We start from the raw sequence: 22,969 nt of genomic DNA on the forward strand, positions 1-22,969 counted from the left end.
GCCCGTCGATCATCTTGCGGCAGCGGTAGCTTGGTTTTTACCACCGTGGCGTCCACGCGGTGTAACACGTAAGGGATGCGATATGGCCACCTACGCGCGGATTATTATTATCGGCGGCGGGATTGTCGGTACATCAACGCTCTATCATCTGGCCAAGGCCGGTGAGGCCGACGCTATGCTTCTTGAACGCCGGGATCTGACGGCCGGGGCCACATGGCACGCCGCCGGAAACGTGCATACACAATCCGCTTATGCCAATCTGTCTGCATTACAGGCCTATTCCCTGCGGCTTTATGATGGTCTCGCCAAAGAGGTCGGTCAGGACGTCGGCAGTCACGTGGTCGGTGGCTTCTTTCTCGCGCAAACCAAAGAACGGATGGAAGAGTTCAAACATCTGGCGGGCAAGTTTCGTGGGCTTGGGTTAGACTATGAATTGGTCACACCGTCAGAGATCAAAACAAAATATCCGCTGTTGCACGTCGACGATCTTGTCGGCGGGGCGTGGGATCCGGACGAAGGCTACGTCGATCCCTATTCAGTGACGATGGGCCTTGCAGCAGGCGCGCGCAAATACGGCGGAACGATCCGGCGTAACTCCCAAGTCGACAGCATCAAACGCCTTCCATCAGGGCACTGGCGCCTCACCGCCGGGGAGGAGGTTTTTGAATGCGAGATCATCGTCAACTGCGCGGGGTTTTGGGCGGCGGAAGTGGCGGAAATGGTCGGCACGCGCCTGCCGATCACGAATATGGAGCACCAATACTTGGTGACTGAGGCGATGCCCGAGGTCAAAGCACTTGGGTATGAGTTGCCGATGATCCGTGATTGCGACAGCCAGTACTATTTGCGGCAAGAAGGGCAAGGTCTGCTGCTTGGCCCCTGGGAACAAGACTGTCGGATGGCCTGGCAAGAGACCAAGGGCCGCGCGCCGTGGTCCTTTGGACAAGAATTGTTCGAAGACGACTGGGATCGCCTGGCGGACGGTCTGGCCGCGATTTACAAGCGTATCCCAGCACTGGAACACGCGGGAATCAAACGGGGCGTGAATGGCGCCATAAGCTTTGCCCCAGACGGTCGCCCAATGATCGGACCCATGCCGGGAGTTCCCGGTTTTTTCGTGGCCTGCGGCTTTCTTGGCGGAATTGCGCAGGGCGGCGGGATCGGTCTGGCGATGAGCGAATGGATATTGGAGGGCGAGAGCGCGCTTGATTTGCATTTCATCGACGTCGCCCGTTTTGGCGATTGGGCCACCAAGGAATTCGCCCGCGAACGGACCCATGAAATCCTGCCTCTGCGGTACGAACTAATCTACCCCGCCCTCGAACGCACGACTGGGCGGCCTTTGAAAACGACGCCAATCTACGCTGATCTCATTGCTCAAGGGGCCGTCATGGGGCAAGCCTATGGTTGGGAACGCCCACTTTGGTTCGCACCCGAAGGCGTAGAGCCAAAGGACGCACCTTGCTTTCAACGCCCAAACTGGTGGGAGCATGTTGGAAACGAAGCTAAGTTGATGACGGCAGGCTGTGGCCTGTCCGAAATGTCATCTTACGGCAAGTTTCGGGTGTCTGGCCACGATGCGCAGGCGTTCCTGAACTATGTGGGAAGCGCCAAATGCCCACCCCATGCAGGGAAAGTCGCTCTTTCGCTTTTGTTGAACGCGCGTGGCGGCATCGTCGGTGATATCACGATCGAAAACAGCGGTGACGGAAGTTTCTATTGCGTCGGTGCGACCCTTGGTGTGGCGCTGTATCAACGCTGGATGGAGGGCCATGCGGGCGGTTTCGATGTGCAGATTGACAATATCACTGACCACTACGCGGCTCTCGGCATCGCGGGGCCCAAGTCGCGTGCATTTCTAAACGCGCTCTCCGACGGCGCCTTTGACGACTTCCCATTTATGACGTCCAAAGATGTTGAGATTGGCCGCATCCGCTGTAAGGCGATACGCATCTCGTTCTCAGGCGAACTGGGATGGGAATTGCACTGTCCGATGGTAATTCAAAAGGTGCTCTTTGACGCAATCATGGCGGCAGGTGCGGATCATGGGCTGGTCTTGATGGGAGCGCGCGCGATGGGCATGCTCCGTCTGGAAAAAGGATACCGTAGTTGGGGTTCCGAACTCACCACTGAGGTCACACCGCATGCAGCTGGAATGGGACGATTTTGTTCCACGACGAAGGACTACATCGGCCGTGCAGCTGTTGATGCGCAGCGTAAAGAACCCCCATCCAAACGGTTTGTGACGTTAGAAGTCGATCCTGCTGCGCCACCTTGCTGGGGCACAGAACCAGTATCAAGAGATGGTCAGATGATTGGTTATGTCACATCGGGCGGTATGGGATGGCGCATAGGCAAGATGCTGGCTGTCGCTTGGATTGACGGGACAGGCATCGCACCGGGAGACGCGCTTGAAGTGCAGGTTTTACGGATACTTTACCAGGCAACAGTTGCCGCGGACCCGGTCTATGATCCTAAAAACGAGAGACTCTTCGCGAAAGACTAGGCGCGTTTAACAGAGTATGGCTAACCGGGGACACCCTTTGTGTGACCACTCTACAGATTGGTTTGAGGGCCTGGTACCTTGAAGGCCAACAGAACAAAACCTGACCAGTTTTTTTGCCCAAGATTCATCGATTATTTATTTAAGCTTGTCATCAATTGGTGTGATTGCAAAAGGAGCGCTGATGATGAAAGAAGCCCCAAGAGACAACTTGGTGTGTGAACAAACAGTGCTTCACCGTGCGGGCGCTATTCAGCATGGCGCTGGTTTGATCGTCATTGATCCCAGCACGCAGATGCTCGTGGCTTGTAACGAAAAGCTAAACAAGGCTTATAGCAATCCACAAAATCTTGGTGACGTGTTTCTGCCAAATGACCATCGTACCATTACCAAGGAACTACGATCCGGTAAGCTGGGTGAGCCTCGGTTTTTGCAGCTGCGCGATGGCGAATTTGTCTGGGCCAGCATGTTCGAAGCGGACCAGTATGTCGGCATTGATCTGACCTATGTTGATGAAGACGAGGCGCTGGATGAAAACGCCAATTATTTCTTTGCGAAATGTGTGCAAGAGCTGACGAGCGCACATGAATCTGCGACCACGTCAGACAGCTATGATGCGCCACGATACTTCGATGCGCATGCGCAAGGGGTCCAAAACTTGACGGGTTTTGATCGCACGATGATCTACAGATTTGATCCCGACTGGAACGGTGAAGTGATTGCAGAGGCGCGTTCTGACGCGGAAATACCCAGCTATCTGGGTCTGCGCTTTCCATCAGGTGACATTCCCAAACCAGCCAGAGATTTGTTCCAACTGAACAAGGTACGACAGGTCATGGAAGTGACTGCACCGCTTGAACCTGTCGTTTCCACGGCCCGCGAAGACACGCCCTTTGTCGTGAATCAATCGCGTTCTGCATTTCGCTATACATCGCCCGTCCATCTAGAATACCTCACGAATATGGGGGTGAAGGCAACGCTTGCCATCGCGATCTTTGTCCGGCAGCGGCTATGGGGACTGATCTCTTGCCATCACCTGTCAGGTCGTATGCGGGTTCCCCCTCAAAAACTGACCCTTTGTCATGTCCTTTCCGATCTTGCATCAAACCATGTGGCGCGCTTGCTGGACCGGCAAAGATCACTGGCTGATACATCGGCGCAAGATCTGCTTAGGAAAGTCTCGCAAGCGGCAGAACATGCCGAGACACCAGATGAGCTGGCACAAATTGTCACCGATAATCGCGCAGGTTTTCTCAGGCTTCTGAAAGCTGACGGGATGCAGTTTGAGTCTGAAACAACGAACTGGATACTGGGCGACGTGCCACCGGCCGAATGTCTCACACCAATCGATCAGGCTGCGAAAACGTGGCGAGACATCCATGGCCGCAGTTATATTGCAACGTCTGACTTGCACCGCTTTTGCACGGAGTTGCCGCCCGCTGCTTTGGCCTTTGGTGGTGTGCTACATGCAGCATCCTGGGACAATAAGATGCGGTTCAAGGTTTTCCGAAATGCGATCTGCCAGCGCCAGATTTGGGCGGGTAACCCCAATGCAAAGTCAGACGATCTGGATTTGGCATCCGACGCCATGCACCCACGCAATTCCTTTGCGGCCTATCTGGAAAAAACCAAGGGCTGCTCAGAGGTCTGGGATGAAGGTGTCTTGCAGGCGAGCCGCAGTCTGCAATCAGGTTTACGCAACATTGAAATGTCTTTTCACAAAGCACTGCGCGAACGACAATTGCGCCAGTCAAATGCTGAGATGCGCAATGCGCTAGTGAGTGCCAATCACGAGGCGCATCATGATGAGCTGACAGGGGTCGAAAATCGGCGTGGTTTTGAAAAGCGCCTCGCGGGCCTATTGCCGCGGGCGCAACGGCAAAATGCGATGTGGCTTTGTCACATTGATGTGGACCACTTCAAGCGGATCAATGATACGTTTGGCCATCTCGCAGGTGATGCTGTGCTCAAGCATATTGCCGATTTGCTGCAGGTCGCGGCAAGAGGCAAAGGGCAAGTTGCCCGCATTGGCGGGGATGAATTCGCGCTGATCATGCCGGGCGAGTATTCGGACGAGGATATTCAGGACCTGTGTTGGGGGTTTAACGAGCGCCTGCGCGAGCCATTATTTGTTGGTGGGGCTGAAATAACTGTGTCTTGTACACTTGGCGTGACATCATTTGACATCGGGCAGGAAGATAGCGGCGACATCCTGGCGCGATCAGATATGGCGCTTTACGCAGGAAAGGCACGAGGTCGCGGGGTCTGTGAATTCTTCTCGCCTGATATGGAAGATGAAAGCAAAAACAGACGACATCTTGAAGAGCAAATTGAAACTGCGCTCGCATGCAATGAGTTCGTTCCGTATTTTCAGCCACAAGTGGATGCACAGACGCAGTCGGTGGTCGGTTATGAAGTCCTTGCAAGGTGGCAACATCCAACGCGCGGCATCCTGGCCCCCTGCACCTTTCTCGACACGGCAGAGCGGATGGGTGCAATTGGAGAGATCGACCGGGCAATGCTGCGCAACGCTCTTGATTTGCAGCTGGGGTGGCGCACACAGCATGGTGGGTTGGTGCCGATCTCGGTGAACGTCTCATTTGATCGGCTTCAGTCGAAAGAACTCATCAATGATCTTCACAAGATCGGGGATCGGGCAAAATACGTCACATTAGAGCTTTTGGAGTCCATTGATCTGGACGACGGTGACATGCAAATCTCTGAGACTCTGGATGATCTGCGTAAGACGGGCGTTGGCATTGAGATAGATGACTTTGGCGCTGGTCGCACGTCTATCCTTGCGGTGCTGAAGGTTCAGCCCGACCGGTTTAAGATTGACAAGCGACTGATTGATCCAATCGCAAATGACAAGGCGGCCCGCAATATCGTCAAATCCGTCATCGGAATTGGCCAGACCTTGGGTATTCAAGCGCTTGCGGAGGGCGTTGAAACTGAAGAACAGGTCAAAATTCTCTCTGAACTCGACTGCGACCGCATTCAGGGTTTCTATTTTGGCAAGCCGCAACCAGCTGCCAACGTCGAAAGGACGCATTTTGCAGCTGCTTGAAAAGCCATACCTTGCGGATACAACGAAGCTTAAACCGCCCAGCGTGCGGGCGCGTATTGCTGCCGCAACCCGTTCATTGCATGAAGAATTGCATGAGCATCCTGTTCTGGGTCGATTGATGTCCACTGATCTGGGTGAGGAAGAATACACAAACATTCTGCTGTGCCATCTCGCCTTCTACGAAACGGCAGAGCGTCTCAGGAAACAGTTACAAATCTCGACCGAACTTTCATTAGCGCCAGAGCTGACTTGGTTGAATGATGACTTGCAGGGCGACAAAGATGTTTGTCCATACGAAGGTCTTTCGCTTGAGAACCGCTCCCAAGCAATTGGCATGTTGTACGTTCTCTTTGGGTCTCGGTTTGGTGCGCGGGTCATCCATAAAAATATCAAAATTGCATTGCCCACGCGCCGTCACAAGTTCTTCGGCAATGCGCTCGTACATGATCGCTGGTCTTTCTTGCTATCCATAATCGAAACAGTGAGTACCCAGAAGCAAGAATATTATGACGTGATATATGGCGCAGAAACGACATTTTCCGCATTCGGCGCTGCGATGCTTCCAGCGGACGCCGTCGTCAACACATAGTTTTTGCTAGTACAATACCACCAACAACGGATATTGGCGCAATTGTAAAGCACCGGCCCAAGCAGGTTCAAGATTTGACACACAGCCGTGGCGTAGATCGCGGCATTGAAATGGGTGGAATATCGACCCTTGGTCATTCGATACGTTGCGCGGTGCAGGGAAAACATATCGCCGTGATCGGGACGCTGGCTGGTCCGTGAGCGTTCGACCGAGCCGCCTTTGCAGCGAAAAGTGGCTATTTTCATGGTGTCATGACGGTTCGTATCTGCAAGAGAAACTGTTATCCTGCAGTTCGAAATAAGCCGCTCTTTGCCGCCGCAGGTAGTCTTTGTAGAAGTGCAAAATCAGACGAATGATGGCACAAGTTGAAATTTGAGCACCCCCCGCAACCAAATTATTTTAACCCTACCGCAATGATGACGCATGTTTCGACAATTCATTGTGATTTTTGTATTGTCTTCCCTAAACATGACTGGCCTTCGTTCGCACACGGGGCGCGGATGTTTCTGCACCATATTGGTCGTGCAATGCGCGGGTTAGCTTACGATAGGCCGCTCTGTGCCGGTTCCGTACGTTCATTCCGACAAACACCGGTTGGCTGATCGCTGGCGCGTCTTGCACGATTTGGCAGATGCCCGAAGCCACCAATGCTTGCGCCGAATGCGCCAGCACATAAGCTGATCCCGAAAGTGATGTCAGCAGATCGACCATCGCTGCATTTTGTCCAATCGACAAAGAGACATGCCGAAATTCTGGCAGTAGTGCCGCATGTGCGTGCGCAAAACTGGCCGAGTAATTCGCCAGGATATAGCTTTGCTTGTCGATCTCCTCCAAACTATCGGATTCAGAGGATACCATCACATAATGCACCTCTCCCAATGTCTCAAAGTGAAGATCGGGCTGAATGATTGGGGAATATAGCACGGCAATGTCTTGTTGCCCCGACACCAGATCAGCACAGATCTGGCCGGAATAATCCGCCTCAAACAGAAATGCTGTATCGGGTAAGATATCCCGCAGACGTCCAATCAGCCGTTTGATCTCCAGCCCCACCAAATCATGCTGCAGGCCAATGCGTATGGTGACACCGGTCATTGCCGTATCGCGCGCTGCATTCAGTGCGGTCACCCAATCATGCCGCAAGCTTCGGGCATGTGGTTCAAACCGGAGCCCTTCGGTCGTCAGCGCTGTCCCCGAACGGGAGCGCAGGAAAAGCCTGACGCCAACGATCCGCTCCAGCGTCTTGATCCGGCCCGATACCGTGGATTGTGTGATGCCAAGCCGCTCTGCTGTCTGGTTAAAGCTTTGGGTTTCGCAAAGGTCCAGAAACGTGTCGATCAGTTCAATCTGCATAGCGACGATACTGCCCTAATCGGTATTTTCGATCAATAATGACCGGATCGCCAGATTGAACACCGTCATAACTGCCTCAATACTTCATTTGTTACTGGGAGGGATGTTGATGACAGATACAAAAACAAAAGTAAGGCGCAGCGGTGGCCGTGCCGCCCGCGTCGCACTGCGCAGCGCGCCGTTGGCCGAAGACAAACGGCCTGTGCGAGCGGGTCTGCCGGGCGGCAAGTTCAAACCCCTCAGCGATGCGGAAGTTTTGCGTATTCATCACGCCGCCCTTGATGCGCTGGAACAGATCGGCCTGTCGCAGGCACCGCCGTCCGGCGTCGCAATTTTGACAAGGGCTGGTGCAGTCTTGGGTGATGATGGCCGCATGCGCTTTCCCCGCGCGCTTGTCGAAGACATGCTGGCCAAGGCCGCGCGCAACATCACGCTTTGCGGGCGTGAGGCAAAATATGATCTGCATCTCACAGGATCGAACGTGCACTTTGGTACGGCGGGGGCGGCTGTGCATGTGGTTGACCTTGAAACCAACACATATCGCGACAGTACAGCGCAAGACCTGCACGATGCGGCCAAGATCACCCATGCGCTTGATAATGTGCACTTCTTTCAGCGTGCGTTGGTTGCGCGGGACGTCTCAGATAACCTCGAAATGGATCTGAACACGATTTACGCCTGTTGTGCCGGCACGACCAAACATATCGGCACGTCCTTTGACGATCCCGGTCACGTTGGCCCCGGCGTAGAACTGCTGCACCGTATTGCAGGGGGAGAAGCCGCTTGGCGCGCGCGTCCTTTCGTGTCGAACACAAATTGCTTTGTTGTACCCCCCATGAAGTTTGCAGAGGAAAGCTGCCGTGCGATGGAGCTTTGCATCGCTGCCGGGATGCCCGTTCTCTTGTTGTCGGCTGGCCAAGCGGGGGCGACGGCCCCAGCGCCCATTGCGCTCGCGATTGTGCAGGCGGTGGCAGAATGCCTCGCAGGTGTTGTTTATGTGAACGCTATTGCGCCCGGCCATCCGGCGGTCTTTGGCACATGGCCATTTGTATCTGACCTGCGGACGGGGGCTATGTCAGGTGGCTCTGCAGAGCAGGCTTTGTTGACAGCGGGCTGTGCCCAGATGCACCGTTTCTACGATATTCCGGGCGGGGCGGCTGCCGGGATATCGGATGCCAAACTGCCTGATATGCAGGCGGGTTGGGAAACCGGGATCACAAATGTGCTGGCGGGCTTGTCTGGCCTCAACATGGCTTACGAGGCTGTTGGCATGCATGCGTCGCTTTTGGGCTTTTGCATGGAATCGCTGGTCTTGGGCGACGATGTCATCGGTCAGGTGTTGCGCACCGTACGCGGAATCGACGTGACCGAGGACAGCACATCAATTGAAGCGATGAAAGCGGTCTGCCTGGGTGGCCCCGGTCACTATCTTGGCTCTGACCAAACCCTGAAGTTGATGCAAACGGAATATATCTACCCGACCTTAGGCAATCGGATGAGTCCAAAGGAATGGAATGAGGCTGATCGCCCAATGTTGTTGGATGAAGCGATCAAGCGAAAGAACGAAATCCTCGACAAGGCGCAGATTAAGTTTGATCCTGAATTTGATGCGGCGATCCGCAAGGATTACAATATCTACTTCGAATAGGAATACCCCATGCACTACGGATATATCGGCCAAGGCAATCTGGGGGCGAATTGTGCGGCCTGTCTGTTGCGCGCGGGCATGGATGTAACGGTCACCGATATCAACAAAGAGGCGGCGGCAGAAGCAATCGCCTTAGGTGCCAAATGGGCAGACAGCCAGGCGGAATTGGCCGCCAGCGTTGATCATGTGATCACTTGCCTGCCATCGCCCGCTGTGTCCAAAGTCGTATCTGCTGAAATGCTTCCTGCCATGCGCGCAGATGCCCATTGGATCGAGATGTCGACCTTGGGCAGGGAAGAGGTGCTGGCATTTGCCAAAACGGCCTCCATACATGACGTGCGCATGATGGAACTGCCTGTCACTGGTGGTGTCCACCTTGCTGCGCAAGGTAACATCACGATGTTGGCAGGAGGCGATAAGGATATGTTTGACATGCATCTGCCCGCACTTCAGGCGATGGGTAATCAGGTGTTTCACATGGGTCCGCTGGGGTCCGCATCCATCATCAAAGTGATCACCAACATGCTGGCTTTCATCCACCTGAAAGCTTGCGGCGAAGCTTTGATGCTGGCCAAACGTGGTGGGCTTGATCTGGGCCAGGCGTGGCATGCGATCAAAGCGTCATCGGGCACGTCCTTTGTCCATGAAACCGAGGGCGCGCTAGTCTTGAACGGGTCATATGACGTGGCGTTCAATATTGATCTGGCGCTGAAGGACCTTGGTTTTGCGATGGGCTTCGGGCGGGAATTCGAAGTGCCACTGGAACTGGCCGCCGTGACTGAGCAGACTTATTTGGCCGCACGCGCTGCCTATGGTGGCGATGCGGAGTCGCCAATGATCGTAAAGCTGCTTGAGGATTTGCTGGATACTGATCTGCGGGCAGAAGGTTTCCCTGCGCGGCTGACCTAGGCCCTGTTGACCGAGGCTTGGGCAAAGAACGGCAGCCAAGCGTCCAGCACCTTCTCAGGATGCTGTTCTGTCAAGTAGTGCCCGCCGGGCAACGCCCATCCACGCACATCTGCCGCACGTTCTTTCCAAAGTGCCAGACAATCAAAGTGCGCTTCAATTGCGCCGTCTTTGCCCCAAAGGGCAAGCAAAGGCATAGCCAGCTTTGATGGGTCCGCATCGTCGTGCGCGATGTCAATTGTGGCGGCGGCACGGTAATCCTCACATGCACCATGAATCGTATCCGGTTTCGCGAAATAGGTCAGATACTCATCCAGCGCTTGCTGCACGAATGGCGATAAACCAGCCTTACCCGCCCCGCATTTGCTCAGCCAATAAAACGCAGGGTCCGCACCGATCAGACGTTCGGGAAACGGATGCGGCAAGGTTAGCCAATACCAATGCCAATAGGTATGGGCAAAGCCGCTGTCAGCCTCGCGGTACATCTCGCGGGTTGGGGCGATATCGAGGGTAGAGAGGGCAATCACCCGCTCAGGGTGATCTGCCGCCAGCCGATGCGCCACGCGCGCGCCGCGGTCATGCGCGCCGACCAGAAAACGGTCATGACCCAATTGATCCAGAAGGGCCAAGACATCCTGAGCCATGGCCCGTTTGGAATATGGACCATGCTTTGCATCCGTCTCTGGCTTGAATGATCGGCCATAGCCGCGCAAATCAGGGCAGATCACCTGATAGTGTTGCGCCAAAACCGGGGCCACGGCATGCCACATGGCAGAGGTTTGTGGATAGCCATGTAACAACACAAGCGGTGGTCCATCCCCGGCGATCCGGTAAAAGACGCGGCCTTCGACGGTGTCTAGGTAGCGCTCCTCGAACCCATCGAAGAATGAGGCGGCGACCGTCGCAGATGCAGCGACGGGATGCATCAGGTGAAAATACGCTGCCAGGACGACTGTATTTCGCCATATTGCTTTGCCTGATAGGCAACCAGGACGACTTCGTTTTCATAAAGCGCCATTGCTGCAGAAGATCCGTCATCAAAGGCACCTTCAAAACAGACAAGCTGCGCTTTTTCTTCGCCGCGTACCATTTTGGCGTGGGCTTTGCGGAATGTATCGACCTGAGACTTCCAGATTGTTTGTAGTGCTTTGAAATTGCCCGCGGTTGAGACGATCTTGCCGTCGCGTATATGCAAGACAGACAGGAACGCCGTCGCATTCGTGCTCAGGAATTTCTCCATCGGGGGTTTGGGGATGACTTCCATCGTCACACCCCAAAGCTCTGTCAGCCCGGTGGCAGAGATCCCGCGTTCACCGCCTTTGCCAAAGGGTTCGGGTGGCAAGCTGCGCACCGTCAGGCGATCAGCTGTACCGCAGAGTTCTTGCAAAAGATCGAACGCAGCCTGCACGCCGTCAGGGTCGTCGCGTGAAATCACCTGCCCGATGATGTCAGCATCCTTGGCCGGTGTTACGCTGGCGATGCCGCGCAAACGGCGCCCGGCGGCAACAATTGTGACGGTGGTATCACCACAGACAAATGCCAAAGACCGCTCCAGAACAGTGTCATCCACTTCGCGCAGGATAGCAGTCAGCGGTTCAGGGTCGCGGCCTACGGAAATAAGGCGCGCGCCAGTTTGATCGATGCTGTCGGGGGCTGTCAGCATCGCGATCTTTTGTGCCAAAGCGGTTTGTTCGCTCATTCGCCTGTTTCCAGCTTTCCGTTACTTCTTTTCATTCGTTGCCACTGATGCGGTCAAGACACGCGCCTGCATCAGCAACAAAGGCGTCAGCGTCTAATTCCGCACTACAAATACAACACAGCACATCGTTGGGCTCCTGTTGCGCGCGCAGGAACACGCGCAATTGCGATGGGCTGGTGACAGAGGCCATATCGCTTGGTTTATCAGCCAAAACGGGTGTTCCGTCTGCACTTAACAAAACCGCAGCTTCGGCGCAGAGCGCATCGAGCGCCTCGCGTCGCAAATTTGAACCGGAGTCAGTTACAAGGATCATCTTTGTGGACAGGTCTGCAAAGGCCAGTGCGGTGCAGCCCTCGAACTTTTCCAGCAGTGCATCCAACTCATCAACTACCATTAGCCGCCCGCATTTGAACTATGTCGTGATATGACTACGGCAATTGCGCGTCTTGTGAAAGACCTGCAAACGCCGTTTGGCGTCAAGACGAACGCAAAACAGGGTCAGCGATGGATGCAGATGGATCTTCAGGGGTTTCGATGCGCGTGCGTTCGCGGGCAGGCCGTACGGCGTCAGGTGAGCGTTGTATGCGGCGCGGGCTGACAGTTTTGGCAACCGGTTGGGGAATATCGCTTAAGCTATCGACGTTATAAAGCGGCAGTTCCGTGCGGGCCGTTAGCGCGGTTAGTTTTTCAATCACGTCAATCAGATGTGATGTAAATGGTCCGGCACCGCTGCGTTCCCACTTATCATAATCATCACCAGCCTGGATCGCCTGCAAGAGAGATACCGGAAATATTCCGCCGAACTGTCCTTGGGTTTCGCGGGTCACGCGTTTGACAACGCGGTTGCGGTCCTTCTCGTTGGTCAGCTTGTCAAAGCGCGTGATCAACAAAGTTGAATTCTCGCGCACAGCTTGGGGCATATCATCCCAGACAGCGGCTTCGGATTGGCGCCAGGCCTGCGTGGCATGTGTGCACCAGATCACGGCGTCAACCTCCGGCAGCATACGTTCCCATACGGCGGGTGACATGTTGGGGTCAGAAATACCGGGAAAGTCGATCAGGTCACAGACCTCCAGAATATCGCATTCAAGAAACAGGCGGATGTTGCGGGTCTGCTCAACCGGGATACCTTCAAGGTTTTCGATATCGACAGGTTCTGTCGTACCATCAACATCAACGCGGTAAGGCGCACGGGTGCCGTTTGAAATCCAGACCGGTGACAAACGGGTCGCTGTCACTTTTTCAGGCAATGGGCGTTGGCCCATCAAAAGGTTGGACAATGTGCTTTTGCCCGCGCTGAACTCGCCCATCAGGGCGATACGTGGTTTGCGGCGTGCGCTTGATGTTGGTTCAACTACACTCATTTATCCATTCCCACCGCTAGTACTGGTTCGCCATCGCTCAGCTCTTCAAAGATATAATCAAAAAGCTCATCGCGTTCTTGCTGGGCAGTAATACCGAAAATATCTTCCAAATCGTCAATGGCGATCTCTGATTTACTGCTGATATCTTCAAGAATGGCGCGCTGCTCTGCGTGGAATTCACGCAGCTCTGTCTGGGCGCGGGCGCGGATATCATCAGCTTGACGGACCTTGAGTTCGTCAACAATCGGTGCTGTTTCCGCCTCGATCAGATCATAGAAACCGCTTGCGAAGGCACGATAGCCTTTGCGGCGCTTCCACCAGCCTTTCCACCAGGATGTCTGCAGGTCCAGTGCGATTGTCTGGCCAAGTGAAACAGGTGCGGGCACTTCAGGCGCGGCAGGGGCGGCGATGGTAAAGTTTTCAACATCCACGCCAAAGGCAGAGCGGTATGTATTCGCCAGATCACCGGCGGCCGTGCCATAGACCTCTTGGCAGGCTGCCGTCACATTGCGGCGCATCACCTGATAGCTGGTGCGCAACAACATGCGCAGGCCATCGGGGCTGTATTGCCAAATCTCTTCTTCGCCGTTGGTTTCCAAATGCTGCAACAAGGATTCCAATGCGCGATCAAGGAAGCGTTTGTGCGATTGATCAACGCGTGATCCAAATTGTTGGAAGGCGATATCAAGACGCTCATCAAGTGTTTTTAGGCTTTCTGCTTCCAACTCATGCAGATGCGCTGACAGTTTATCAGCGGACATCACATCGACTGTGTCACCATCCAAACGCATGGAGACGACCGCATTTGATGCGCGTACACCACCGACAAGGTTCAAGGCACGCTTGCGGGACGCTGCCAGAATTTCCGCGCCGGGGCCTTCCGCGATACGTTCGGACAGGGCGCGATACAGTTCAGGGACGCCAGACAGATGCCAGACCAGTTCTTGTGTGCCCATGCCCGCAGTTTCAGCGCTTAGCGCGGCCTCGGCCCAGTTGAACATCGCCTCAGCACTGTCGGCGACGATATCGTCGAGATCTTCGGACAAGGCAATATTAGCCCAATAGGCGCTGCCGAAAATGACCTGCGGATTTTCAGGGCCGTTATTGTCAGCCAGCGTTTGCAGGATGCTATCGCGAATTTCGGGAACCTGTTCGCCCGGGTTCGACAATTCGTCGATGCGGTTGACAAAGATCACGACTTCACGCGCCTTCACGTTCGAAATCAGGCGGATCAGGCCCATATCCATTGAGCTGAGCGCCTGATGCGCCGACAGAACAACCACGCAGATGCGGCTGTCACGTAGCGCGTTGATCGTGATCTGCTCGCGCATCATGAACGTGTCATTCACGCCGGGCGTATCACGCAGGCAAAGCGGCATCGGGATTTTGTCGGCTGACAGATATAGGTCGGCGGATTTGGTGATATCGGCGAATTGACCTTGCTGGTCTTCCTCTTCCATATCTTCAAAATCGTCGCCCATGCAGACGTAGCGCTGGACCAACTCATCGCTCAGTTCAGCGTAGTTGTGTTTCTGCCCAAGCAACAATTCAAACTTGCGGCCGAGGCGCTGTTTCGTCTTTTCGCGCATCTCGGCGATTTGTAGCCGCACCTTTTCCAACTCATCATCGGCGCCCGCTCGTTCAGACAGTTCGCCGATTCGGCCACCATTCTCCACCAAATGGTCCCATTCGCCTTGGCTGAAGAACTGAAATGTCGCTGTTGGGGCATCGTCGGGCAGCGGCGCGTTGAGGTGAAGCGACGTCACAACAGAGGTCCATGGGTTCACATCCGCAGGCAGCAGATCAGGACGCCCGACCATCGCGTTCACCAGCGATGTCTTGCCCGATTTGATCTGACCAATCATCGTAATGCTGGGTTCGAACGCACGTAACTGCTTGATAAGTCTGGATGCTTTTTTCTCAGCATCTTGTCCACCAAGTTTCACGACATCAGCAAGAGTTGCCTCTAAATCGACGACTTCATCATGAAAAGTGTCCAGCTTTTCCAAACCAAGTCGCATGAAGGGCAGCTGCTTGGGGGGGACGGCCAAACCATCCTCATTTGCGACCTCTTCCATCTTCATCTTAACTTGTCCTCAGCAAATTCTTCGCACCAGCATTAACACCTGTTTCAAGTGCAGCCAAATAGCAAGAATAACACCATCTTTATTGCCATAACGGAAACAGACCAGCACGGCAAAAATATGGCGTATTCGCTAAAATTTCTACAAGAGTAACGGCACGTTATGCCGCCAGGTCTACCTGCAGCTCTCGCTTTATCTGGAGCATAAGGCTCACCGCTTCAAGTGCGACATCGTCGCTCTTTTCCATTTGCATCAGTTGTACCATATCTGCTGCATCAAATGCAGTGTCGCGCATGCGCTGCAATGATTGGTCGGCATCGTCACCGTTTTCGTTCAGGTAGTCGCACAGCCATTGAATATGATCAGATGTCATGGAAATCACTTCCGCAGGTCCATCGTCTCCCTGTTCCTCCAACACCGCCGAAAGTTCTGCACCCCGATCCTCGATATAGGTGATCACATGGGTGTAGGCGTCGCGCGTCGCAGGTTTCAGCGCCGGCACTACCTTTTTCTGTGCTGCCGCGGTATCTGGTTTTGCGGCTGCATCGCGGGAGATGTTTTTGCGCGCCGCAAGTTCGCGTAGACGCGAAATCGCGTCTTGAGCGGCGGGTTTGGCCTCTGCCGGTGTTTCCGGCTCTGCCGGGGCTGGGGCGGGTGTCTCTTTTGCTGCAGGCTCTTCTTGTTTGACAGCCACTTCTGGAGCGGGCTTTGGTGGGATCGCCTCTTGAGGTTCAGGTGCCTTGGGGGCGGTTTGCTTGGGCGCTTGTGCCAAGATGTCAGCATGTTGGTGCAACAGCACATCAGCCATATCCACTGCTGACTGACGCCCGCGTTCCACCTGCTTCAACACGGCAGAGATAAGCGCAGACCCACCGCTGTCGCGCATTGCCACTTTATCGACGGTGCCGTCAGCGCGACGTGCTGTGATGGCTTGGGTCGTGGCAATAGGCAGCACTTCGGCAAAGTCATCCTTTGCAGCCAGCTTGACCGCACCAACGGTCGTTTCCAGCATACCTTCAGTCTTGAGGAAATCCGCGCGCGTGATCATGCAGAAGGCGTGATCCTTGGTCAGATCAGGCATTGTGCTCCAAATCCGTTGCTCGGTGTCGTTAAAACCGCGGGTTGCCCATAGGGTCACGTCGCAGCGTTTAGCGGCCCATTGCGACGCGCGATGCACGGCATTGGGATCATTGGGTGCAACGACTTCAAGAACCGAAATTTTACGCAATGCGGGTAGTGGCATTCGCATTTCCACAAAAACCGGCGACAGGGCCGCAATCTCTGTCACATCGACATGATCCAATGCGGTCTTTGATCCATCAGGCAATGTACAGACAGATTTTTCAGCTGCGCCATATGACACTTGCAGTGTCGGCAGTCGCAAACCTTGCGGGATGACATCATGGCCAACCAGCAGATTCAGCAGCGTGGATTTCCCTGAAGCGGGCATACCCAATAAGCCCAGACGTACGGGTTTTTGCAGGCGCGCCAAAAGCTGTTCCGCTTTCGGCTGTACAGAATCAGGAAGCAGGCCGCTTTGAACGGCCTGCTCAAGATCCGTCTGGACCCGGTTCCCCAGCGATTGATTCGACATCACTTACCTCCGGCGGCAATCTTAGCCGGCGGCTCAGCCGCATCAACCTCCTCTGTCATTTCAATGTCATCGTTCAGCTCAATTTTCTGGAGCGGCTTGACCTCTTTGATCATCGTAGGCTCCGATGTATTGGCTGCAGCGGGTGCTATTGGCTCAAGCTTTTCAGCAGGATCATCGACTTTTTCAGGCGTTTTTTCCTTTTCAGGTGCCTTTTCCACATCGTCCAGCTCGACCACACGGGTCACGTTCGCCGTTGGCGCATCAACATGGCCAATTGGTTTCGCGCGGATCGCGCGGATAACCGGCTTGTTGTGGTTCAACTTGATCACCGAAAATGTGCAGTTGTCCTGATCGGGATCAGCCAGCGTTTCAATCGCCTCAAGCAGATAGCCCGCAATTTCCGCTGCTTTCTTGCGGCGGTAACGGTGCAGAATCTTTTGGATTTTGGGATCTTCCAAATATTGCAAACCATCACTGGAGACGACAACGATATCGCCAACCTGCAATTCAAACGGTGTCTTGGGGCAATCCGACTTGGCCACACGATCGCCCAGGATCACAGAGGTCAGGCAGTTGCGGTCAGGGTGGTTCCGGCCTGCTTCTTCATCAAGCAAACCCTGTTTCACCATGAAATCAATCTGCGGTGCCATGGAGTGATCTTCGTTCAGCTGCTTCATCGTACCGGCGCGGTAATGATAAAGCGGGCTGTCACCGATCGACATCCAATACATCCGATTTTCAACCAAAACGACAGACACAAGTGTCGCGCCCATGCCGCGGGTTTCGGGGTGCGATTTGACGTGATCGCGAACATAGCGGTTTGCGTTTGACGCAGACTCAGTCAGGAAACGTGGAATTTCGTTCTCATAGTCGGCGAAATTCGCGCTTTCGAACTTGAGTTCGCTAAAGACTTCTGTGACGACAATTTTACTTGCAACGTCACCAGCGGCATGGCCGCCCATTCCGTCAGCAAGCACGACAACGCCACTATCTGCCCCAAAGGGAAAATCAGCGACAATGGCGTCCTCTTGATAGTCACGCCCGCCCTGACAGATCGCAGATGCGACGTCAAAACGTGGTTCAGGCGATCGCCACATCTTCGTCCTCCTCGGTCGTACCGTCCGACCAGTTGAATGACTTGCCGCAAAGCGCTGCAAAGCGCAAAACAGTTTCACCGATGCGGATGCTATCACCGGACTTCAGCGTTTCATTGCTGATCAGCGGTTTGTCGTTCAGACGCACAATGTTCGATTTGCCGCCATGACCAAGCAAGAACTCCTTGGTATCGGCATCAAAGACAATTGCTGCATGGTTGGTACGCGAGATCGAATTGTCGCCGAAATCAAGCTGAACCGCCTGATCTTCGCCGCGCCCAATCTGTGACATGCCGGCCAGCAAAGGAAAGCTTTCGCCGCGTCCGGGACCTTCTGCGACAACAAGCCAGCCAACAGGGAACTTCACGCTCCGTGTCGGTGCTGCCTTTGGGGCATCATTGAAAAGATCCACCACATCACCGTCAGATTTATCAAACCCGATCAAGCGCGTTTTTGTACGACGCGACCGTGCCGGAGACCGTGCTGCTGCGGCAGACGCCACTGCGTGTTCGGCAGCCGGTGCTGCAGGCGTTGCTGTTGGTTCTGGCAAGGCGGACGCTGTTCCGTCATCTTCCAAATCCCAGATATTAACGGCAGCCGCCTCTGTCGGTTTTGGCTCAGCGCTGGCGCTTACGATCCGCACTTCTTTGGTCAAGACGTCGCTTGGCGTTGGTTGTTCATCCAACGGCACGGTTTCGTCGACCATCGATCCGATCGTGTCACGATAGGATTGCTCAAGAGAGTCCATCGGCGGCGCTGTCCGCGGCGGTTCTTCATTGCGTTTTTTACCAAGCAGATCACGAATGAATTTCATCTTAGCTACCTTCCTATTTACATAACGCCAGCCGCCCAACCGGGGCGTACTATACTATGTTACTCTGTAGTGCCCGTTGAGGCGAGTGATGCAACCCAAAGGCTGCCATCGCGTTGCACGGCAAACATAAACTGTTCCGTGCCGTTTTCGAATTCCCGCTGAAAAAGTGAAGCCAGCGAATCGCGTTGATCAATAACTTCGCCTGTCGGGATGTAAGATGTAATAACGTCGCCTACTTCCAAACCACCGGTTTGTGCAGTGTCCAGCGCAGCGATCGATGTGCTCCAGCCTGAACCGGCATAGACGGTTTCAAAACGTGTTCCATCATTAAGCGTGGCGCTTTGGACAACTGGCAAGATCCAGTTTTCTTGCGCAGCGCGACCGGATGACGGGTTCAAGGTGCCGAAAGTCACAGGGATTGTCGGCGAATCACCGAATGTATCGGCTTGTTCACGCAACACGGCCGGAATATCGGCAATCGCATCAATGGCAACTCCATTGACGCCTGTAATCACCAGACCTGGCTCTACCCAAAGTGGGGAAACTGGGCCTGCTGAGGCAATGATGTTTGAGTCGGCGCCAGCAGCGGTGAAGGGCAGCTGAACGCTCCACTCAACGACAACGGGCGGCGGTGCCAGTTCATTTCCGGGTGTCACAGCGGCAATTTCAACTTCAGGGCCGTTACCGATGGCTTCGACAGTCTCTGGTGTCGAAGGCAAATCAACTTCGGCACCCTGTGATGACGCAACCGGGCGGTTCGCAGATCCTTCAGGCAAAGCCGCACCTGTAGCTGGCTCTTCGCTGACAGGACGAGGGGTCTCAACCGGCTCTGGCAGTGGTTCGGCCTCGGGAACAAGCGCCAGTTCGACAGCACCAGGACGCGATGCCGGGCGCACCGTTGGCGTCGCTGCATCTGCGGCGTCAGGGCCCTCTACCACAGAAGGTGGCACCACAGTGTTTTGTGCGGCAATCGCGGATGGATCCCCAGAAATCTGCGGTGTTTCCGTATTCGCCAATTCCGCGGCCAATTCTTCTGCAACGGTTGGGGTCGCAGGTTCTGTAACAACGACTTCTTCTTCAGTAGCAGGCGCTTCGGTCACGGTTTCTGCAACCGTCGGTTCAGGGGCGGGTGCAGGCGTCGTCAGGAACGACGGCAGCTCGGCCTGAACTGGTGTTTCTTCAACAACCGGGGTGTCGTCACCACCGGTTGATGTCAAGACACCAACACCGATAAGCAAGGCAACCGCTGCGGCTGAACCAAGCAGCAAGGGCATTTTTGATTTCTGCTCTTTGGCAGCGACGGGTGCCGCTTTAGATGTGTCTGCCCCACTTTCCGTGGCAACGGCCCCACCCACGTTCAGCGTTGTCACGTTGCCATAGGTGCCGTCCATCATCTCGATCCAGTCTTTCGCAGACTGAACACGATCTTTGGGCAGCACGGCCAGGGCCTTGTCCATCGCTTCAAGGAATTCAGGCTCATAGTCGTCGAAACGGCCAGCCAGCGGCTGATATGGATCGGGCTCACCAGAGGCGATTGCAGCTAGGCGTGCTTGCGAGTTGGGCGGTACGTCACCGTTGATCAGATGATAAAACGACGCTGCCAATGCATAAAGGTCACTGCTAGGGCTTTGCTCGGACCCGGCGATATAGAATTCCTGTGGTGAGTATCCGTCCTTAACAACGCGCAACGCTGATAGAACGCGACTTTGCTTGGTGGCCTCTTCGCGAGCGGCACCAAAATCGATCAAAACCGGGTGGAAGTCTTTGTTGATCAGAATGTTATCCGGCGAGATGTCGCGATGCAGAATGCCCTGATCGTGGATAAAGCTGACAGCACCAAGGACCTCTTTCAGGATCGACTTGATCTGCACAGGTGTCAGGTCATTGTTGGGATCTTCGATCGTATCCAGCAGATCGCGACCCGTCACAAAGTCGAGCGCCATATAAGCTGTTTCGTTGTCTTCGAATACCTGGTGCACACCAACAATATTTGGGTGATCCAGCTTGGATAGACTGCGCGCCTCTTGCACAAACAGGCGAACGATGGACTTCAGCTCGTTCTGGTGCGCACGCGAACGGGCTTGCACCACGTAGCGGCTGCGACGGCAGAACGCGCCGGGGAAGCATTCTTTGATGACAACCTTACGATCCAAGCTGTCGCGGGCAAGATAGGTAATGCCGAAGCCACCCGCATTCAGAAAGCTCTCAATCGTATACTGGCCGTGCATCAGTTTGGTGCCCGGCTTCAGCTCATCAACGAAGCTGTCCTTATCGGTTGCATCTTCTTTCTCTTGCGGCTTAGCCATCTGTCTATCCAGCTTTCAAAAATCACTCATCATTGGTCGTATGACCTCAGACTTCTAGTTCTCATTCAAATTAGGCCAAAAAGTGACGCTAACTTGTTGTTTAGTGGTTCTTAATCTTTGCGTTTATTGCGGATTACACACATTAAGTGAAACAGTGACCGGCGGAAAATCGCCGATTTTGCTCAATTTTAACTGAAAACACGTCGCTTTGTGTTCCGCCTGTGTCTTAGCAGCAAATGAGGCAGATTTCTTAGGGAAATAGCCGAAAATCGTAATCATGATTAAAATTTCTGCATTTTTGATACGATTCTGTGCCGCATCCACGCAATCTTGCACCGAAACGTGTTTCCAATGCGCCCGATTCTCTGACCACTGTTGAAAGAAGACGTAAAGCGCACAAGGCCGAAACCCCGCTTGTGGCAGCTTTCGCAAAGGTGCAGCATCACGTGCAGAGCGGAGGCATGAAATAATGGTGCGTGTATTTATCAACGGCTTTGGCCGGATCGGTCGGACAATGTTGCGGATACATGCATCAGGCGCTTGGCCTGAGGTCACAATCGTCGGCATTAACGATATCGCTGACCCAGCCCTCTGCGCGCATCTCTTCGAATATGACAGTGTTTTTGGCCCCTTTGATGGTGACGTCGCCTATGCTGAGGGCGGGCTTCACATTGATGGAAAGGCGATACAATGGACACAGACTGACGATATATCGACGCTTGACCTGTCAAACATCGATATCGTTCTCGAATGTACAGGCAAGGCCAACAGCCGCGATATCGCCGCGCGCGGCCTCCTTGCCGGTGCAGGGCGGGTCTTAATCTCGGGGCCGTCAGACGCGGCAGACCTTACGGTGGTTCTGGGTGCCAATGACGATCTTCTCAAGGATCAGCCGATTGTGTCGAACGCATCTTGCACCACCAATGCGCTGGCACCGCTGGTCAAGTTGATTGATGAAACATGGGGGCTGCAAACGGGGTGGATGACAACGATCCACTGCTACACCGGCAGCCAGCCCAGTATTGATGCGCCGCGGGGTGACATGTTGCGCAGCCGGGCGGCGGCACTGTCGATGGTGCCGACAACAACCTCGGCACAGCGGCTATTGAACGAAGTGCTACCGGATATCGCGGGCCGGATCGAAGCCGCAGCCTTGCGCGTACCCGTTGCATCAGTGTCGGCGGTGGATTTGTCCGTCACGCTTGATACCGCCGTGACACTCAAGGATGTCCATGCTTTGTTGCGTGCGCAATCCGGCGTCATCGGCTGGACCGACAAACCGCTGGTGTCGACCGACCTGCGCGCGCGATCGGAAAGCCTGATCGTGTCATTGCCGGAAACGCGGGTTACGCAGGGCGGCCTCGTCCGGGTCTTTGGTTGGTATGATAATGAATGGGGCTTTTCGTGTCGGATGCTTGATGTGGCGCGCATGATGACACAATCCCGATCATAGACGTCTGAAAGGGCCGTTGCGGTGGGGGCCGCCATGCGTTCAAGCACGTGTGAACCTTATGTCCCTTGTGAGAAACACCAAGTTGGCCTAGTTTTTACATGGGGCGGTCGGGAGTGAGGACTTGATATGTTTGGAAAATTCTTGCGCAGTGGGGCCGCAATACCCTTAGCGTTGCTTGCGGCACCGCTTAGTGCTTTTGGCACAACCTACGGAAACGAAGCCTGTAACAACGATACCAGTTATCTTGAAGAAAATGGTATCGTCTGTACCGCCGTTTTTTCGGATACGAACGTTTGGGACTTTCTCAATAACCTGCAACGCAGGATTACATTTGATGAACTCGTGGCGCTGAACCCGCTCCTTGAAATTGAAGGTTATGACACCGTATTGATTGGGATCACTTTCGTGCGGGTGCAGTAGGCGCTACACTTCGACCACGCGCGGCAATTACGTGCGTTTTTGCACATGGTCTCCATCACCATCCTGCAGCGTTAT

The 22,969-nt window shown here is 54.5% G+C and carries 17 protein-coding genes; 7 read left to right on the forward strand and 10 right to left on the reverse strand.

All coding sequences use genetic code 11. From position 1 onward, the window contains the following. Positions 1–82 precede the first annotated feature (82 nt). From BC777_RS12690 to BC777_RS12700, 3 genes are all read left to right on the forward strand, one after another. A complete protein-coding gene (locus BC777_RS12690) occupies positions 83–2,506 on the forward strand; it encodes a GcvT family protein (RefSeq protein WP_100368534.1) in 2,424 nt (807 codons plus the stop codon). Between the two features lie 181 nt (positions 2,507–2,687). Beyond that, positions 2,688–5,570 carry a bifunctional diguanylate cyclase/phosphodiesterase gene (locus BC777_RS12695; protein WP_100368535.1) on the forward strand — a complete coding sequence of 961 codons (2,883 nt, stop codon included), beginning with the start codon at positions 2,688–2,690 and terminating at the stop codon, positions 5,568–5,570. Then, positions 5,557–6,159, forward strand: a complete 603-nt coding sequence (locus BC777_RS12700) for a biliverdin-producing heme oxygenase (protein WP_100368536.1) — start codon at positions 5,557–5,559, stop codon at positions 6,157–6,159. Before BC777_RS12695 ends, BC777_RS12700 begins: the two co-directional genes overlap by 14 nt. 462 nt (positions 6,160–6,621) lie before the next feature. Here the strand turns inward: BC777_RS12700 and BC777_RS12705 are convergent, their stop codons facing one another. Next, positions 6,622–7,512 (reverse strand): LysR family transcriptional regulator, encoded by an 891-nt coding sequence (locus BC777_RS12705; RefSeq protein ID WP_100368537.1) that lies wholly within the window; start codon positions 7,510–7,512, stop codon positions 6,622–6,624. A gap of 109 nt (positions 7,513–7,621) precedes the next feature. On the opposite strand from BC777_RS12705, the gene BC777_RS12710 reads away from it, so the two are divergent. Beyond that, positions 7,622–9,160: a trimethylamine methyltransferase family protein gene (locus tag BC777_RS12710; RefSeq protein ID WP_211095376.1), complete on the forward strand. Its 1,539-nt coding sequence runs from the start codon at positions 7,622–7,624 to the stop codon at positions 9,158–9,160. 9 nt (positions 9,161–9,169) lie between these two features. After that, positions 9,170–10,069, forward strand: a complete 900-nt coding sequence (locus tag BC777_RS12715) for an NAD(P)-dependent oxidoreductase (RefSeq protein ID WP_100368539.1) — start codon at positions 9,170–9,172, stop codon at positions 10,067–10,069. On the opposite strand, the gene BC777_RS12720 is transcribed toward BC777_RS12715, so the two are convergent. The 9 genes from BC777_RS12720 to BC777_RS12760 form a co-directional block, all read right to left on the reverse strand. Further along, positions 10,066–10,992: an alpha/beta fold hydrolase gene (locus BC777_RS12720; RefSeq protein ID WP_100368540.1), complete on the reverse strand. Its 927-nt coding sequence runs from the start codon at positions 10,990–10,992 to the stop codon at positions 10,066–10,068. The genes BC777_RS12715 and BC777_RS12720 overlap by 4 nt on opposite strands. Next, a complete protein-coding gene (locus BC777_RS12725; protein ID WP_100368541.1) occupies positions 10,992–11,765 on the reverse strand; it encodes a hypothetical protein in 774 nt (257 codons plus the stop codon). Before BC777_RS12725 ends, BC777_RS12720 begins: the two co-directional genes overlap by 1 nt. 31 nt (positions 11,766–11,796) lie before the next feature. Beyond that, on the reverse strand, positions 11,797–12,159 hold the full coding sequence (locus BC777_RS12730; protein WP_100368542.1) for a hypothetical protein: 363 nt from the start codon (positions 12,157–12,159) through the stop codon (positions 11,797–11,799). An 82-nt stretch (positions 12,160–12,241) separates the two neighbouring features. Further along, positions 12,242–13,129: a dynamin family protein gene (locus BC777_RS12735; RefSeq protein ID WP_100368543.1), complete on the reverse strand. Its 888-nt coding sequence runs from the start codon at positions 13,127–13,129 to the stop codon at positions 12,242–12,244. Further along, a complete protein-coding gene (locus BC777_RS12740) occupies positions 13,126–15,213 on the reverse strand; it encodes a dynamin family protein (RefSeq protein WP_100368544.1) in 2,088 nt (695 codons plus the stop codon). The genes BC777_RS12735 and BC777_RS12740 overlap by 4 nt, the downstream gene beginning before the upstream one ends. Before the next feature lie 160 nt (positions 15,214–15,373). Beyond that, positions 15,374–16,807 carry a hypothetical protein gene (locus tag BC777_RS12745; protein ID WP_100368545.1) on the reverse strand — a complete coding sequence of 478 codons (1,434 nt, stop codon included), beginning with the start codon at positions 16,805–16,807 and terminating at the stop codon, positions 15,374–15,376. After that, positions 16,807–17,904 carry a PP2C family protein-serine/threonine phosphatase gene (locus tag BC777_RS12750; protein WP_100368546.1) on the reverse strand — a complete coding sequence of 366 codons (1,098 nt, stop codon included), beginning with the start codon at positions 17,902–17,904 and terminating at the stop codon, positions 16,807–16,809. The genes BC777_RS12745 and BC777_RS12750 overlap by 1 nt, the downstream gene beginning before the upstream one ends. Then, positions 17,888–18,715, reverse strand: a complete 828-nt coding sequence (locus tag BC777_RS12755) for an FHA domain-containing protein (protein WP_100368547.1) — start codon at positions 18,713–18,715, stop codon at positions 17,888–17,890. The genes BC777_RS12750 and BC777_RS12755 overlap by 17 nt, the downstream gene beginning before the upstream one ends. 59 nt (positions 18,716–18,774) lie before the next feature. Beyond that, entirely contained in the window at positions 18,775–21,021 is a 2,247-nt protein-coding gene (locus BC777_RS12760; RefSeq protein WP_100368548.1) for a serine/threonine-protein kinase, read from the reverse strand. 469 nt (positions 21,022–21,490) lie between these two features. Here BC777_RS12760 and BC777_RS12765 point away from each other — a divergent pair, with 469 nt between their 5' ends. Both BC777_RS12765 and BC777_RS12770 read left to right on the forward strand, forming a co-directional pair. Beyond that, the gene (locus BC777_RS12765; RefSeq protein WP_100368549.1) at positions 21,491–22,474 is read left to right on the forward strand and encodes a type I glyceraldehyde-3-phosphate dehydrogenase; all 984 of its coding nucleotides are present in this window, start codon (positions 21,491–21,493) and stop codon (positions 22,472–22,474) included. Positions 22,475–22,600: 126 nt separating this feature from the next. Then, positions 22,601–22,894 carry a hypothetical protein gene (locus BC777_RS12770; RefSeq protein WP_100368550.1) on the forward strand — a complete coding sequence of 98 codons (294 nt, stop codon included), beginning with the start codon at positions 22,601–22,603 and terminating at the stop codon, positions 22,892–22,894. The last annotated feature ends 75 nt before the right edge of the window (positions 22,895–22,969 follow it).

This window comes from Yoonia maricola, from assembly GCF_002797915.1.
GTDB lineage: Bacteria > Pseudomonadota > Alphaproteobacteria > Rhodobacterales > Rhodobacteraceae > Yoonia > Yoonia maricola.

Bases quoted from the DNA above. Each gene is read 5' to 3' on its own strand.
- BC777_RS12690 (WP_100368534.1), top strand. From the start codon at position 83: ATGGCCACCTACGCGCGGATTATTATTATCGGCGGCGGGATTGTCGGT.
- BC777_RS12695 (WP_100368535.1), top strand. From the start codon at position 2,688: ATGATGAAAGAAGCCCCAAGAGACAACTTGGTGTGTGAACAAACAGTG.
- BC777_RS12705 (WP_100368537.1), bottom strand. From the start codon at position 7,512: ATGCAGATTGAACTGATCGACACGTTTCTGGACCTTTGCGAAACCCAA.
- BC777_RS12710 (WP_211095376.1), top strand. From the start codon at position 7,622: ATGACAGATACAAAAACAAAAGTAAGGCGCAGCGGTGGCCGTGCCGCC.
- BC777_RS12715 (WP_100368539.1), top strand. From the start codon at position 9,170: ATGCACTACGGATATATCGGCCAAGGCAATCTGGGGGCGAATTGTGCG.
- BC777_RS12720 (WP_100368540.1), bottom strand. From the start codon at position 10,992: ATGCATCCCGTCGCTGCATCTGCGACGGTCGCCGCCTCATTCTTCGAT.
- BC777_RS12725 (WP_100368541.1), bottom strand. From the start codon at position 11,765: ATGAGCGAACAAACCGCTTTGGCACAAAAGATCGCGATGCTGACAGCC.
- BC777_RS12730 (WP_100368542.1), bottom strand. From the start codon at position 12,159: ATGGTAGTTGATGAGTTGGATGCACTGCTGGAAAAGTTCGAGGGCTGC.
- BC777_RS12735 (WP_100368543.1), bottom strand. From the start codon at position 13,129: ATGAGTGTAGTTGAACCAACATCAAGCGCACGCCGCAAACCACGTATC.
- BC777_RS12740 (WP_100368544.1), bottom strand. From the start codon at position 15,213: ATGAAGATGGAAGAGGTCGCAAATGAGGATGGTTTGGCCGTCCCCCCC.
- BC777_RS12745 (WP_100368545.1), bottom strand. From the start codon at position 16,807: ATGTCGAATCAATCGCTGGGGAACCGGGTCCAGACGGATCTTGAGCAG.
- BC777_RS12750 (WP_100368546.1), bottom strand. From the start codon at position 17,904: ATGTGGCGATCGCCTGAACCACGTTTTGACGTCGCATCTGCGATCTGT.
- BC777_RS12755 (WP_100368547.1), bottom strand. From the start codon at position 18,715: ATGAAATTCATTCGTGATCTGCTTGGTAAAAAACGCAATGAAGAACCG.
- BC777_RS12760 (WP_100368548.1), bottom strand. From the start codon at position 21,021: ATGGCTAAGCCGCAAGAGAAAGAAGATGCAACCGATAAGGACAGCTTC.
- BC777_RS12765 (WP_100368549.1), top strand. From the start codon at position 21,491: ATGGTGCGTGTATTTATCAACGGCTTTGGCCGGATCGGTCGGACAATG.
- BC777_RS12770 (WP_100368550.1), top strand. From the start codon at position 22,601: ATGTTTGGAAAATTCTTGCGCAGTGGGGCCGCAATACCCTTAGCGTTG.